The organism is Mycobacterium sp. Panama NTM2 (genome assembly GCF_054355555.1).
In genome coordinates, this window is record NZ_CM135953.1 from 876,771 (window position 1) to 890,919 (window position 14,149).

At 62.9% G+C, this 14,149-nt stretch carries 17 protein-coding genes; 3 read left to right on the forward strand and 14 right to left on the reverse strand.

Annotation, left to right across the window (positions count from 1 at the left end):
• Positions 1 to 12: 12 nt before the first annotated feature.
• The 6 genes from ACXYX3_RS04235 to ACXYX3_RS04260 are packed head-to-tail and all read right to left on the reverse strand — an operon-like array spanning position 13 to position 2,612.
• Complete coding sequence (locus ACXYX3_RS04235; RefSeq protein WP_458610278.1) at positions 13 to 414, reverse strand: hypothetical protein; 402 nt, start codon at positions 412 to 414, stop codon at positions 13 to 15.
• A 27-nt stretch (positions 415 to 441) separates the two neighbouring features.
• Positions 442 to 717: a hypothetical protein gene (locus ACXYX3_RS04240; protein ID WP_458610279.1), complete on the reverse strand. Its 276-nt coding sequence runs from the start codon at positions 715 to 717 to the stop codon at positions 442 to 444.
• Positions 718 to 724: 7 nt separating this feature from the next.
• Entirely contained in the window at positions 725 to 1,588 is an 864-nt protein-coding gene (locus tag ACXYX3_RS04245) for a DUF6188 family protein (RefSeq protein ID WP_458610280.1), read from the reverse strand.
• Positions 1,585 to 1,857 carry a hypothetical protein gene (locus ACXYX3_RS04250; RefSeq protein ID WP_458610281.1) on the reverse strand — a complete coding sequence of 91 codons (273 nt, stop codon included), beginning with the start codon at positions 1,855 to 1,857 and terminating at the stop codon, positions 1,585 to 1,587. The genes ACXYX3_RS04245 and ACXYX3_RS04250 overlap by 4 nt, the downstream gene beginning before the upstream one ends.
• Positions 1,858 to 1,899: 42 nt before the next feature.
• Positions 1,900 to 2,316 (reverse strand): hypothetical protein, encoded by a 417-nt coding sequence (locus ACXYX3_RS04255; RefSeq protein WP_458610282.1) that lies wholly within the window; start codon positions 2,314 to 2,316, stop codon positions 1,900 to 1,902.
• 35 nt (positions 2,317 to 2,351) lie between these two features.
• The gene (locus ACXYX3_RS04260; RefSeq protein ID WP_458610283.1) at positions 2,352 to 2,612 is read right to left on the reverse strand and encodes a hypothetical protein; all 261 of its coding nucleotides are present in this window, start codon (positions 2,610 to 2,612) and stop codon (positions 2,352 to 2,354) included.
• 267 nt (positions 2,613 to 2,879) lie between these two features.
• Here ACXYX3_RS04260 and ACXYX3_RS04265 point away from each other — a divergent pair, with 267 nt between their 5' ends.
• Entirely contained in the window at positions 2,880 to 4,673 is a 1,794-nt protein-coding gene (locus tag ACXYX3_RS04265) for an IS481 family transposase (protein ID WP_458610284.1), read from the forward strand.
• Positions 4,674 to 4,694: 21 nt separating this feature from the next.
• Here the strand turns inward: ACXYX3_RS04265 and ACXYX3_RS04270 are convergent, their stop codons facing one another.
• The 7 genes from ACXYX3_RS04270 to ACXYX3_RS04300 all read right to left on the reverse strand — a co-directional run bounded on the left by ACXYX3_RS04270 (position 4,695) and on the right by ACXYX3_RS04300 (position 10,717).
• Entirely contained in the window at positions 4,695 to 4,904 is a 210-nt protein-coding gene (locus ACXYX3_RS04270; RefSeq protein ID WP_458610285.1) for a hypothetical protein, read from the reverse strand.
• Between the two features lie 664 nt (positions 4,905 to 5,568).
• Positions 5,569 to 6,054: a hypothetical protein gene (locus ACXYX3_RS04275; RefSeq protein ID WP_458610286.1), complete on the reverse strand. Its 486-nt coding sequence runs from the start codon at positions 6,052 to 6,054 to the stop codon at positions 5,569 to 5,571.
• A gap of 10 nt (positions 6,055 to 6,064) precedes the next feature.
• A complete protein-coding gene (locus ACXYX3_RS04280) occupies positions 6,065 to 6,715 on the reverse strand; it encodes an Imm61 family immunity protein (RefSeq protein WP_458610287.1) in 651 nt (216 codons plus the stop codon).
• 464 nt (positions 6,716 to 7,179) lie between these two features.
• The gene (locus ACXYX3_RS04285; protein WP_458610288.1) at positions 7,180 to 7,560 is read right to left on the reverse strand and encodes a hypothetical protein; all 381 of its coding nucleotides are present in this window, start codon (positions 7,558 to 7,560) and stop codon (positions 7,180 to 7,182) included.
• A gap of 179 nt (positions 7,561 to 7,739) precedes the next feature.
• Positions 7,740 to 10,124, reverse strand: a complete 2,385-nt coding sequence (locus ACXYX3_RS04290; RefSeq protein WP_458610289.1) for an ADP-ribosyltransferase — start codon at positions 10,122 to 10,124, stop codon at positions 7,740 to 7,742.
• Between the two features lie 3 nt (positions 10,125 to 10,127).
• Positions 10,128 to 10,415, reverse strand: coding sequence for a WXG100 family type VII secretion target (locus ACXYX3_RS04295; protein ID WP_458610290.1), 288 nt, complete (start codon positions 10,413 to 10,415; stop codon positions 10,128 to 10,130).
• Positions 10,415 to 10,717: a WXG100 family type VII secretion target gene (locus ACXYX3_RS04300; protein WP_458610291.1), complete on the reverse strand. Its 303-nt coding sequence runs from the start codon at positions 10,715 to 10,717 to the stop codon at positions 10,415 to 10,417. Before ACXYX3_RS04300 ends, ACXYX3_RS04295 begins: the two co-directional genes overlap by 1 nt.
• Before the next feature lie 223 nt (positions 10,718 to 10,940).
• Between ACXYX3_RS04300 and ACXYX3_RS04305 the strand changes: the two genes are divergently transcribed.
• On the forward strand, positions 10,941 to 12,089 hold the full coding sequence (locus tag ACXYX3_RS04305; RefSeq protein ID WP_458610292.1) for a PE-PPE domain-containing protein: 1,149 nt from the start codon (positions 10,941 to 10,943) through the stop codon (positions 12,087 to 12,089).
• 9 nt (positions 12,090 to 12,098) lie between these two features.
• Here the strand turns inward: ACXYX3_RS04305 and ACXYX3_RS04310 are convergent, their stop codons facing one another.
• A complete protein-coding gene (locus ACXYX3_RS04310; protein ID WP_458610293.1) occupies positions 12,099 to 13,034 on the reverse strand; it encodes a hypothetical protein in 936 nt (311 codons plus the stop codon).
• A 175-nt stretch (positions 13,035 to 13,209) separates the two neighbouring features.
• Here ACXYX3_RS04310 and ACXYX3_RS04315 point away from each other — a divergent pair, with 175 nt between their 5' ends.
• Complete coding sequence (locus tag ACXYX3_RS04315) at positions 13,210 to 14,148, forward strand: mechanosensitive ion channel family protein (protein ID WP_458610294.1); 939 nt, start codon at positions 13,210 to 13,212, stop codon at positions 14,146 to 14,148.
• The last annotated feature ends 1 nt before the right edge of the window (position 14,149 follow it).

A 14,149-nucleotide genomic window follows, 5' to 3' on the forward strand; every position in this document is an offset into this window, starting at 1 on the left:
ACCCCAACAGCGTCAACGACACACCCAGCACCGTCGTCCCCGCCCCCCGAAACTCCACCACGCTAGGGGACTTATCCCCTCCAGCTCGTCGGGTCGTGGCCACCGGGTGGGCGGCTCATCGGTCACCCAGGCGTACTCCAGTCCCGAAAGGTGACCGCTCGTGATCCAGATAATGACTTCACCCTGGTAGTCGACGCTGTCGGACACGAACGCCCGCGCTGGGAATGGTCCGTCGGGGCAATCGAAGACCGGCATCGAGTCCGGCACCTGGACGTCGCAGACCCATGTCGTGCCGTGCGAGATCAGCGCCCGTGCGAGCTCGTCCTGTAGTGCGTCGGCGTCGTAATGTCCTGTCGCACTGACGATTGCCATGATCAGCGCACGCTCATCGTCTGTCAGCGCTCGCTCAGTCATGGCCACAGCATTGGTCTCTACGTTGCCTCACGCCCCGTCCAATCTCGCCGCATTGACACGCTGCAGGAGATCGCTGACCGCTGTGCCGTACGCCGTCGGTTCCCAATCTGCATCGAGGTTGTCGATGAACTCATCACACAGGATCGACACGATCAACTCCGCGTCGCTGCGCGACACCGTGTCGGTAACCGCAAGTTTCTCGGAGAGCGCTGGGTCACGACGACTCACGACGTCATGAAGCATCCGCCTCTCGTCGTCGTGGAGGAACTTCAAGCTCACATCCACCGAAGCGGCCTCCCGCACGTCGATTTCATTCCGGGATAACCAATCTGGCGTGTGCGCTCCAGATAGCGAGTTCGCCGCCCGGCATCGAGACGACGAGCGCGCCGCGGGGCCCCGATACGTTCCACGCTTCGTACTCGTCATCAGCCGGTACATGAATGAGGCTGCCGTCTTCGAAAGCCATCCTGAGTGCACCGGAATCATCGACCATTGATTGAACGACGTCCAACCCCAACAACTGGCGGATTGGAGCGAAGGCCTCGGCCGGGTCTTCGTCCGGGGTCAAGGTGAAGGCTTCGCCTTCGCGACTCAGCGTGAGAGGCGACGCCATCAGGGCGAAATAATCATCTGAGAACTTCATGACGAGAGAGTTCTCGATCAGCACAGATAGCAGTTTCTTGCCGTTCAGTCCTAGATCCATCATGACCGCGAACCTTTCGGAATCAGATATGAAGCGTTGGGTTTCGCGGTGTGCGCACACGTGCCGAGTTGCTCGGTATCCGTCGAAAACTGTCGGGTTGATGGTGCTCGTCGGTGAACCCGGCGGGTCCGATAGCTTGTGCGCGATCTGTTCACCGTATGGATTCAAATTGAGCCAGCAGCACCATGGCCACACGGTGGTGTCGTCGAACGCCTTGATGTAATAGCGTTCGATCCGAGAGATCGCTTGATCGATGGGTTCCAGCCAACGGACGAACCCGCGCTCGGCAGTGACGTCGCCGATCTCGAACAAGCCCTGCTCAACCACCTCGCGGATCAACTCTAGTGCGGCTTGTTGAATCTGCGATATCGGAGATCCAATCATGTTTCGGGCCATCTCTCGGTGGACGTGATCAAGCGCGACCCAGTCGTAAGTTCCTAGCAGCAAGAGACTTTGATACGGGTTCGTCATATCGGGGCCCCTCTTCGCCCATCGGGCTGGTAGAGAAGGAGGTCGTCGTGCTCGCGACGGTGACAGGCCTCAGCGAAGGCGATAGTCGAGTCTGAGTCGGTCGCGAAGCTTCGCGCTAGTTCGCCGTTGACGCGGTAGTACTCGTTGTAGTCGACGGCGCCATTGCTCACAGGTATCGCCAGATAGAACCCACCCGTGTGCAGATCACTGCCGAAGGAGAAGCGATGGGCGATCGAGAAAGTCGTCTCCGAGAAGCGATCTTTCGTCATGGCCTTGAACTCTCGCGGGACGCGCGGGCGCTGTTCACGGCGTCAATCCTTGCCGGGCGTCGCGGCGATTCGAGCGTGTGCGGCATCGAAATACTTCACGATGCGATCACGGACCCACAGGAGTGGGTCGCCATAGCTGTGATACTCCTGCCGTGCTCTCTCGATCACTTCGGCGATGGGATCAGCCGGCCGTTCAGTGAACATGGTCAGGAATTGCCAGCCGGGCGCGTTCAAGCCGAACTGATTCGGAGCGTCGCTCGGCGCGATCATGGCGTTGGTTTCGCCCTCGCGCGAGGACTGATAGACCTGGATCTTGCAATCAGGGGAGCGATAGTAGACGACGTGCAGATCACGGCCTCCGCTGTCTGGCTCATCGTGGACCTGGTCGAGAATGAAGCCACGGATCGCTAGGACGGGCTCGACGATGGCCTCGACTGCATCGGCGAACGCTGTCATCATCGCGGAGATCCTTCCTCTGAATTTCGACAATCGACTCAGACCGGTGTGCCACGATTCCACCCCGGCCGTTCGATCAACCGATCGTCCCGCTCACGTTCCCGGCACGATTGCGCGAATTCCGACGCTGCAAGCTGATCTGATGAGAAAACGTTGTACTCGTCGGGGTCCAGTTCGTAGTACTCCTCGTAGTCAAAGACTCCATTGCTCACAGGAATTGACAGATACTTTCGCCCAGAGCCGACCTCGACGCCAAGGGAGTACCGGTGGTGCGGCGAAAAATACGAATCGACATACACCGGCGGGTCCTCCTCAGCAACACTGACCGCTTCTGTAGAGCCTACGGTCCGCTGCGGCAATGACCCTGCATGAATTTCGGGGACCGCGCGGGTGGCTCAACGCGGGCTGCCACGATCCGGTCCCGGTGGGAAAGCAAGGATGTCGTCGCGTTCTCGGCGACGGCAGGAGTCGGCGAACTCGGTTGATCTGTACGGGTTCAGGACATCTTTGACCGTTCGTCATCGGGACATCGTTGACGGGCAACCCGCGCCTGCCACGGTGTCGTCGTGGTCAATTCAAAGGTTCCTGAGACTGATTCCGATGTTGCCGCGCGTGTCACGGTCGAGATCCGTCTGCGCGCTGTCACCGAGGTCAACGACGGCGCACCCGTGGGTGAGGTGGCCCAGCGGTTCGGCGTGACACGTCAGACTGTCGCGGCATGGCGTAAACGCTACGAGGCCGGCGGCCTGGGCGGTTTGGCCGATCAGTCGCGTCGCCCGCATTCCAGCCCGGGCCGGATCTCTCCCGATGTTGAAGCGTTGATCTGCGAAATGCGCCGCCACCATCGACGCTGGGGAGCCCGGCGCATCGCCTACGAATTGACGCTGGAGATTGGCGAACAAGCCCCGTCGCGATCCACGACTCACCGCGTCCTGGTGCGCAATGGTTTGGTGAATAGTCAAGAGCAGCAACATAAACGAGTCTACAAACGGTGGGCACGCGAAGCACCGATGCACCTGTGGCAGCTCGACATCGTCGGCGGGGTGTTCCTGGTCAACGGGCGCGAGCACAAGATGCTGACCGCCATCGACGACCATTCACGCTTCGTCGTGGCTGCCACCGTTTTGCCGGTGCCGTCTGGTCCCGCGGTGTGCGATGCCTTCTTGGCCGCCATCGCCCGCTGGGGTGCACCGTTCGAGGTGCTCACCGACAACGGCAAGCAGTTCACCGGCAAGTTCACCAGGCCATTACCTGTCGAGGTCCTCTTCGAACGGATCTGCCGCGACACCGGCATCACCACCCGATTGACCAAACGCCACTCTCCCACGACCACCGGCAAGGTTGAGCGCTTCCACAAGACCTTGCGACGCGAACTTCTCGACGAGACAGGCGCATTCGAGTCGATCAAAGCCGCCCAGGCAGCCATCGACGAATGGGTCCACGCCTACAACACCGTGCGGCCCCACCAATCGCTGGACATGGCTACGCCAGCGAGCTTGTTCCGCAGCCGACTCGCCGATCCAGAACCTCACCCAGCCGTTGAGATCGGCCGCCCCGACGAGCCGGCGAGCCCCATACGGCGGATGGCACCGCCGAACGTCGCCAGTGGGCCGCTGCCGATCGAAATGGAGGCGCGGGTACCGCCGTCGGGCGTCGTGGTGATCGCGGGTCTGCAGCAGCTCTGGGTCGGAAAGAACTACGCCGGGCTGACGGTGACGCTGTGGATCCACTTGACCAGCATCCACATCCTGCTCGCCGACGAGGTGATCAAGACCGTCCCGTCGCGAGTAACCAACGCCGACCTGGAACGGCTGTCACTGCGCGGAGTACGAGTCGGACGACCTGACCCCGCCGGGTCCACGCCACCCGACAGTCGCTCCAGTGGGGGATCGAGGGCGGTCGAAATCGAGCGAACCGCCGACCGTGACGGCATCGTTGTCGTCCGCGGTCGAGAGCTGGCGTTGGGCACCGGTGTCGCCGGAACTCGGGTGACGTTGCGATTCGACGTCGGGCTCGTCCACGCCTCTGCGGGCAACATGCTACTTAAGACGCTCTCAAACCCATTCTCTGTCAACGAGATGAGAGACATCAGAGGCGCCCGACCAGCGACTACAGCGCTGCCCTCACCGCCACCAGCCGGCCCGCAGAGCGTCCAGCGGCGAGTCCCCAAAGACGGTGTCGTGATGGTCGCCGGACAGCGCCTTCGAGTGGGACGAACACACGCCGGCATGATCGTTACCGTCGTGGTCGAAGACCATCACTTTCGCGTCCTCGACGGCATCAAAGAGCTCTCACTGCACGCGCGGACGTCGACCAAACCCATCCGCAACTTCAACGCTCACCGCCCCCGGAAGCGGTAACCATGTCCCGATGACGATTCGTTACCTATGTCCTGAGACCACACAGGTCACGGTGGCGGTCCTGCTGTCGACCGCAAACCGGTCGTATTGGTCGGCTGTCAGCCAGTAGTACTCGATGTAGTCGATCATGCTGTTCGACAGGGGAACGCCGAGGAAGTGTCGCTGGGTCGTCGTCTCACGGCCCAGCCAGTAGCGGCCGGTCTCCGAAAAATGGGTTTTCTCAAACCGCATGTGAATCATCGCTCCTGCGTTCTAGGTGCAACGTCCGATTGTGCCAGTGAAACGATTCGGCGGCGCAAAACGGTCCGGCGCTTGGATAGGGACCGGCGGTGAGTCCAGCACTTACTCAATCTGCCGCGGGACAAACGCTTTAGCAGATGTCTCTGTGCGGCGGAGAGCTGGTCGGCCTTCAGCGCCGGTAGACCCTGCTTTCACGACTCATCGCATAAGATATGTGTAGTAGTTGCCGATTGCCCTCAGCGCGCTCGTGGAGAGATCTGGATGTCTATGACGCATCTCAGCCTCAACAAAATCGCCTGCCTCATCCAGTGACAGGTTGGTCCAATCAGGTTCTATCGTCATGGCTTCATTCAGGATCTCTTGGACGAACGTTTTCATCAGTGCGGCTCGTGTTGAACCGAAATGTGTCTCGAACTCTGCGTCGTTCTTCCCGGATAGTGCCGCAGATAAATCTCAGTTGCCTCGCTCACGTCTGTTTGCTCGCTCAACGAATGCTCACCTCACCGTGAGAACACGCCTGTAGATAGGCTCGTGTCCGGGTCAAAATCTGAATTTGCTTGGTCACTCTCGGCTCAGGTTGAAACTTGAGAGGTCTCGGCCTCTACTCCACCCGACGCCGCATGCGACATTCAGGAATGCTCGTTTCGTCCGGGGCCTAGGTCGACGGCATGCCGACATTGACCAGCCTCTCGATTTCCTCCACCGGCGTCGCCATCAAGTGGCTGAAGATCGTTGCGCGTGGGGCGGATAGTGCCGCAGCCGCGGCGCTGCCCCGGATCTCAACGAACCCTTCCCGTATCTCGGTGACTTCGACTGACGGCGCAAAGCCCTTCTTGTAGAGATTGGTTCCCAACGCGCCCGACGCAAGATCGCTTCGTATGAGTGTTGCCCAATTCCAGATCAGGTATTTCTCCGCCAGTTCAAAGTTCGAGAATCTCGCAACGGCGGGATAGAGCTTTCTCCGGTCATTGGTCACGTCTATTACCCACCAGTCATCCTCGTGCCTCAGGCGGTACGTCTGGTCATCGGACTTGAAGACGGCGTCTTCCTTTCCCTCGTCGACAATGACCGATAGATTCCACATCCCCGCCCACGCCGTCCATGTGAGCCAATCGATCCGCAATCGCGAAAAGTCGCGCATAGCCAACTCGCTACTTCGACAGCGGGAAGGCGGGGCGACCTTCGGGATCGGAGAAACTCTCTTTCAATACTCTGAGTGGCACTGACATCCAGTGCGAGGTTCGTACGAGATTGGCGACATCGGAGATATCCGAAGTGGCGGCCATGACATTCTCTCCTTCTGGGTCGACGAGCCGTGACTGGCCGGACTCAGGTAGTTCGATGCAGAAGCCCCGGGCAACCTGATCGGCGCGAATGGGAATTCTCAGACGTGGCAGATGCATTCGGCTTCGTCTGTCCGAGCCAAACAAACCCCAGAAGAAACGTTCGGCGACATCCAAGTTCCTCGCGCTCAAAAGGTGCTGCTCGCCCCCCGTACGGCTCGCATTGGTGATATCAATCCAACCTGGTCTAACCACACTGGCTCGAAAGTAGTATCCTTCCTCGCCGCCTTGGTTTAAGAATCGTATGGGCCCTCCGTAACCTCCTGGTTTCCAACTAAATCCGGATTCCGCGGCCCAAGTGATGAGGTCTGGCGATATTTCCATCGGGGTCATTCGAGAATCCAGAGGTCGATGAGTTCGTTGATGGTCCCCTTCTGCACTCGTCCGGTTGGCGTAACAGGAGGCATTCGTGCCCGGACGGTGACGATCCTCGACGTTCGCAGCACACGACTCGTCCATCCGCAACGACCCTCATGAACGCGGTGGCGTGAAGCGGCCCGGGGAATAGATGGGAACCGGCGGCAAAGCGAGCGCGGTCTCAACCTGCCGCGTGACCAACTCTTGGAGTTCGGCCTTGTCCGCTGGTAAGCCAGGTGCTGAGCCCGGCTCCTCCAGGAGTACGACCGGCTCCTCGAGTCCGTCGACTTGGACGAACCCAACCGGCAGAAGCAACGTCCCTGGCAGCAGAACAGTTTCCATCTCATCGGGGTGGCGTGATAGCGGTCCTATGAATCGGCCGCTGGTAGTGGCGATTGCGGCTAGTCGCCCAGCGGTGAAGTTTTCGGTAGCCACTCGCGGGTTCACTGAGGTAGGCAGCAACCCGCTAAGCGTGAGTGCGTTGCTCGGCGGTGCGCCGGTGATACCTCGGTATGTGATCCCCGCACGTGCCGGTAGACGAGAGATCTGCTCAACCAAATCGGCGCTCACGCTGAGGCCTTGACTATGGCTGCAACGGTCGCCGCTGCTGCGCGTTTGATGAAGTCGTCATCGCTTGCCTCGCCGTGCAAATTCCACTGCCAACTCCCCACATAGATCGGGCGTCTACCTTCCATACCTGGAAAGCCGATCTGCAGATCAGCCCGCTCCGCGACGTCCCCTACTGAATCGCCCCACTGGCCGATCATCTCGAGAATCACCTCCGGTGAGTTGCTGACATACGCTGCCGTGGGCTTGCCGATTCGGCCTAACAGGTAATCCTCTGGTGGACCTTCTCCACGAATGCTTCTGTCCACGCCAACCCACAGTCCATCTAAGCCGTCGCCGATCTGAACAGCATTCTCCTTCCAGACCAAGGGCTTTTCCATCAAGACAAGGCCGCTGCTGAGTGTCGCGAGAGCATCGTGCGGATATGTCCATAGTGAGTGCTTCGGTCTGCAGCCCCGCACATCCCATTTCCTGGCGTAGGGGACGGAAAGCCCCTCGCCCGTGCGCATTCGGGCGGTGAACTCCTGGGCTACCCGTGATATTCGTTGTTCTAAAGTTGTCATGGCGCAACCTGTCTCAACACTATTCGCATTATGCCGTCGGCACCTATCTGTCTCGAAACCACCTCAAAGTCCGATCCACGCGGGAACAGGATTTCCGATTCGTCAGCGAAGCGCGACAAGGCTCTGACATCGACGCCGTTGTAGCCGTGCACGGTGAGCACGGTTGGGGTCGTGCCTTCCCCGGTGCCGAACACGAAGTAGTCGGCCACACCGGGGTCTAGCGAGGTACTCAGGTATGCGGGATCGTGGAATACGTCGCCCACATTCAGTTGCGCAAGGAGATCGTCAGAGGCCTCCAAACCTCTCCAAGTGGTGGACATCGTGTCTGAAACGTCTGCGCGGTAGGGAGGAAGCGACGCTAGTCCATCGTCGGCCTGCGATATGCGGGCCTCCAACAATGCGCGCTGCTCGTCGGACATGCCCGCGATCGAATGGGTGTCCATGAGCATCTTCTGTGCCTCGGTCAACGGGTCTATGTTGCGCAAGTACGCGTTCATCGCGTCGTAGCTGTTGGTTGTGTAGTCGTAAACCCCCGCGACTCCGTCCGGACTGATCTCGGGATAGATCTCCGATATCCGCTGCGTCCACTCATCAAATCTCTGCGGGTCTACTACGCCGGAGGGAAGTCTGTACTCCGAGTTGATGGCGCTCAAGTCGGGAAGTTGACCACCAACTGCGCCGTGATTCGGCGGGGGGTCATATAAACCTGTGTGCGGCGGATTGTTCGGATGATCGGGTCCACGAGGGGAGTCCAACGCTTGGTGCGGTGCAGGCAAGTCGGGTTCAGTCGCGGGAGGCGCGTCATGCGCAGTTGGAAGTTCCGGACCAGGTGCATTTCTGCTCTGCACCTGCGTCTCCGCGCGCGGCGCCTCCACCGGCGCCTTCCCGCCAACGCTCGAACCAGCCTGCGCCTCCGGCACTTTGATGCCGTCAAGCTTCGAACCGACCTCGCTGGCCTTGGTGCTGATCCCCTCGGCCGCGGACGCAGCGCGCGTGCCCGCGGCCGCCGCCGCGTCACGGGTGCCCGCGCCGGCGGCACGCGCCTCGGCTCCAGCGACCCGCGCCTCCGCCGAGGCCGCGCTGGCGGCTGGCCCCGCCTCTCCCACACCGGGCAGGAACATCGTCCCCACCTGAGCGGCGTTGTATCCCAAGGCCCGGAACGGGTGGCCGTTCTCGACGTCCTCCCAGTCGGCCATGCTCTTGGCAGCGTCGAGGCTGCCGTGCGGATCCGAGATCACCTTCTCCGCCAACAGCGCCGGATTAGTCAGCATCGCAGTCGAATCCGCGAGCCCCTTCCATGTGTCTAACGCACCCTGCGGGTCATAGGCAAACCGCATGGGGTCAAGTCCCTGCAGCCCCTCAGCCGTGACTCCGGCGAATTTCAGTCCACCCGCCGGCAGGTCGGTCAACGCCTTGAAGTCCTGCGACAGCGCGGTGCCCACGTCTTCGCCGAACACGTCGACGAACTCCCTGGTGGCCCAGCTCTGCAGCGATGTCGTCGCCGTGTCCAGAAGATTCATGCTCTGGCGGAACAGGGTTCGGGAGGCATCGGCCTGCCGCTTCATGTTCGTCAGCACCGTCTTGATCTCGTCGGCGACCTCCTGGACCTTCTGCCAGGGATTCTCCCCGCTGAAGATGTCACCCAACGCGTCCAAGACCCCGCTGATGCTCAGCTGGTGAAGCAGCCCTCGGATCGCGTTCTGCGTCGCTTCCACATTCGCTGCGAAGGCATCGACCTGCGCGGCCAAGTCCTGTGCCTGCGCGGCAATGTCGGCCAGCCCGCCGCTGATTTGAGCTGCTGCGTCGCCCATGTGTCCGGCTTCGGGGATCTGCTGCCCCGCGAGCGCCGTACCTGCGGCCCCGACAGGCTCGGCGACCGCGCCGATCGAGGCGCCGAACGATCGCCACGCCGCCGCAGCCGCGCGCATCTCTGAGGGGTTGCCGTCCGGCCACACGTCCCCGACCAACGACTCGACGACCGTCCATAGAAGCGGTGCCACGACCCCGCTGCCCATCGGCGGGGGCATCGACGGGGCGGTGAACGCATCGGGTGCGGACGGCTGTGGAAGGGATGTCTCTCCACCGCCCACCGTGGATGCGGCATTGGCTCGTTCGTAGTTGACGGCCGACACCTGCACGCCGAAACCGACTTTGCGGCATGCGTTCACGGCCGATGCCGCGGCATCCAGCAATGACTTGCCTGCCTGGGTGTAGCTCTGCCCGAAGAGCGCGCCGGCGGAATCGTGCCCGAACAACGCTCCCGCTCCCGACAGCGCCGTCGACAACGTGTGCGCCGCGGTGGCGACCGTGACGCCGTCAGTCGCGACCGCTGAACCGACGCCCGCCAGGGCGACAGGATCGACGGTGATGGGAGCCGTCACCGATCACTCCCACATACGCAGATTCGTCTGGGCCGCCGAGGAGTAGTTCTCGTGCGCACCCTCGGCGATCGCGCGCAGGCGCGCCAACGCCTCGCGCATCTCGCGCGCGCCCTCGTCCCAGCGAGCTTGCGCAGCACGCTCCGCCTCACCGGCGTCGCCCTGCCACGACGTGCCCAACCGCGCCACACTGCTCGCAATCTGCGCCAAGTGCTTGTCGAGCTCGGAGTCGAACGCCGACATGCGATCCACCGCGGCCAGCAGTGCGGTGGGGTCGACGCTGAACGCGCTCATCACAGACCAGCCCCAGAAATGTCGTCGCCCGACGTGGCATCGGTCGCGGAGTACCGCTCGGCTGCGTCCTGCAGCAGGCTAGACATCCGGGTGAGCCCCTCGATCACCAGGGCCGCGCCCTCGTGCCAGTCCCGCCACACCGCGCCATAGGCCGTCGCCGCGTCCCCGGACCACCCGGCACCCAACGCATCGGAGATGTCGGCGTCGAGGCTGCCAAGCCCTGACTTCAACGACTGCGCCAGAGTGTCGAGCTCGCTCGACACGGCGACGAGCTCCGACGTCGGAACCTGCAGGCGCGACAAATCGACGACTCCTTCGATGCGGATCAGAATTCCCCCGATCAGCCTACGACGACGGCGAGGGGGGTCTGGCCGATGATTTCCGCCGGCCGGATCGGCATCCGCAGCAAAGAAAACAGGCCGACGAACTCGATGACGGGGGGATTCCCCGATTCCCCACCGCCAATACGGCAGTACCGTCAAAATCTCAGATCAGGACTTGTCGCTGCAGAAACCGGGGTGGGTCATGAAGCGTTTTGCCGTGTTGCTCGGAGCTCTGCTCATCACGCCGTCTGCGGGTATGGCGAACGCATCGACGGCCCTGCTTCTCGGCGGTAAGGGCATCTATGCCGAGCTGAGCGACGAGCAGATGGAGAACGCATTCGGCGGGTACTTCGCCGAGTACGACCGCCGCGTCAACGTCCCCTTCCCTGGCAAGGAGTTCTACTCCTCGGTCAAGGTCGGCACCGAGAACCTGTACCACGCCGTCTACGACCCCCAGTACGCCGGACCCAAGACCATCGGCGGCGTCTCCGAAGGCGCGCCCGCTGTCATGGAGGTGCTGCGCCGCCTCGAAGCCGACCGCGCGAACACCACCGACGGCAAGGAACCACCGCCGCCGTCGGAACTGAACGTCGCCATCTACGGATCGCCGAGCGACCATTGGACCGGCAAGCTGGCCGGCCTGCCCGTACCCGTCACGCCTTACAACATCATCATCGTCAGCGCCGAGTACGACGGCATCGCCGACTTCCCGGACAACCCGTGGAACATGCTCGCCGTGTCCAACGCGATCATGGGCGCCGCAATCCTGCACGTGACGCAGTCCGAGTTCGACATCCGCAACAAAGAGACCTACTACACCGTCGAGACCAACGAGGCGGGCGGGACGACCACCACCATCCTGATTCCGACCGAGGTGCTCCCGATCCTGCAGCCGATGGTCGCGTTCAAGTTCGATCCCGACTTCGTCGCCAAGCTCGACGCCAAGCTGCGGCCCAAGATCGACAAGGCCTACGACCGGCCCGAGATGGAGTACGGCATCCCGGACACCCTGACCGGCCCGCCCGGGCCCAAGCCGACGGTTGCGCGGGTCGAGGCCGCCGTCGCCGACGACGAATCGGACCCCGAGCCTGCCTCCACGGCCACCCAACGTTCTGCCACGTCGTGGAAGGACGCCGCCGCCGAACGCCGCGAGGAGCGCAAGCGCCTGCGCGCCGAAGCCCGCGCGGAAAAGCAAGCAGCCAAGGAAGTTTCGGCCGAGAACGAGTCCGTCACGCGGCCCGGTGAATCCGTTGAGAAGAACGACGCGAAAGACGACGACGGCGGCACGCAAAAACGTGTCGAGAGGCCGGAGCGGGCCGCGGCGACGTCGTCGGCCGGCGCCACCGAGTAGCTGCAGCAATCACCGCTGCATCGCCTGCAGCCGTGCGGTGGTCGTGTCGAACAATGCATCGTCGATACGGAGATCGAGCCCGATCGCCGGGATCTCGAGCGGACCCGAACTGTGTTCGAGCAGGCGCGGCAGCGCATCGACCACCTCGAGGTACTCCTTCGTGAACTCGTCGAAACTCTGCACCGGTGTATCGAGAATCCGTGCGCACGAGCCGATCACGTCGGTGTAACCCGACGGCGCGGACAGCGCGCGGCAGCGTTCGGACAGTTCCAGCAGGCGCACCTGATAGTCCATCAGGCGGTGCGCCGTGTGCTCGACGCCGTCGGGGTCGTGTTCGTCGGCGATCGCCACACAGGCGGGGAGGAAGCCGTCGAGCTGATGGGTCGTGGACAGCATCTCGTCGATCAGGCCGAGCAGCACGTCCGCCAGCCGCGGCCCCGACGACACATGCATCCCGTCACCGGTCGTGAAGCCCGAGCGACTGTCGCGCAACCTCGGCATCAACTCGGCGGTGCGCTGCTGCAGCACCGACCCGAACACCGCGAGCTGCCACGCGCGCGGCTTCTCTCTTTTCAGCGTCGCGAGCTCGACGGTCGTGCGCGCACGTCGAGCGACCGGTCCGTACTCAGATGCTGACTCCAGCACCGCACGCGTCGGCGCATCCCCGCCGGCTCCGTAGATGGCGCGGCTGTCGTCGAGCATCGTCCATCGGCGTTGCCGTTCGGCGCGCATCCACAACTCCTGCTCGCGTCGCTCCGTGAGGCGGCGCTGCTCCTCGGCCCGTCTCAGCGCTGCGCGCGACGCGTAGAACACCCCGGCGGCCACCGCGACGACGGCCAGTGCGCCGACGATGAACCAGATGTATTTGACGATCACCCCCACGACCATCAGCACGCCGAAGACACCGGCGATACCGCCGCCGCCTGACTCCCGCCGTGCTGCCATGGGCAGACGATACGAGTGGGCACCGACACGAGATCAGAAGTCGTTAGTGCTGCTCACCGGTCGCCGACTCTGTCGCTGATGCCGGGCCGTCCCCGGACATGGCCCCCCGCGCCAAAGTGGCTCAGCCGCAGCGTGATTTGCGATCGGCGGAGTGGGTAACTGTACGGTCGAGATGATGGACGTATACAACCTCGCCTTCGAGTGGACAGAGACCAACCGGCATTGGCTGGTCGAAGTCCCCATCCGGATCGTTGCCTACATCCTGGTCGTGCTGATCGCGCGCTATGTGCTGCACCGCATGATCGACCGCGCCGCCACCGGTCGACATCCCAAAGCCCGCGCTGACGACGCGATCACCAAGAAGCCCCCGCTGCTGCGCGGTCTTCGTGACCGCGCGCCCTCCAGCGCCCGCAGCGCCGAACGCCGTCAGCAGCGCGCTCAGACCATCGCCTCGGTGCTGAAGTCCAGCGTGTCGATCGTGCTGCTGATCTGGGTGGTGTTGGGCGTCCTCAACGTCCTCGGGGTGAACATCGCCCCGTTCATCGCCTCTGCCGGTGTCGTCGGCCTCGCCATCGGATTCGGCGCGCAGAACCTGGTTCGCGACTTCGTGACCGGTGTGTTCATGCTGCTGGAAGACCAGTACGGCGTCGGCGACACTGTCGACCTGGGTGAAGCGGTCGGCGAGGTGGAGAGCGTCGGCCTGCGCGTCACGACCGTCCGCGACATCGACGGCACCCTCTGGTACGTCCGCAACGGCGAGATCGCCCGCGTCGGCAACATGAGCCAGGACTACGCCGTCGCCCGCATCGAGATCCCCGTGGCGCCGACCGCCGACGTCGAACGTGCCGAAAAGGTGGCCCTCGACGCCGCGCACAGCGCCCTCGAGGACCCGAAGATCGCGGCCAAGGTGCTCGGCGAGCCCGAGATGCTCGGTGTGCAGGAGGTGCGATCGGACCAGGTCACGCTGCGAATGACCGTGAAAACCCGCCCCGGTGTCCAGTGGTCGGTCCAGCGCCGATTGCGCCGCGAAATCCTGCGCGCCTTCGACGGGAACGGCGTCGAGCTGCCGTTCGCCGCCGGACGGCTGCTGGCCGCGGCTTCCGGCAACGAGTAGC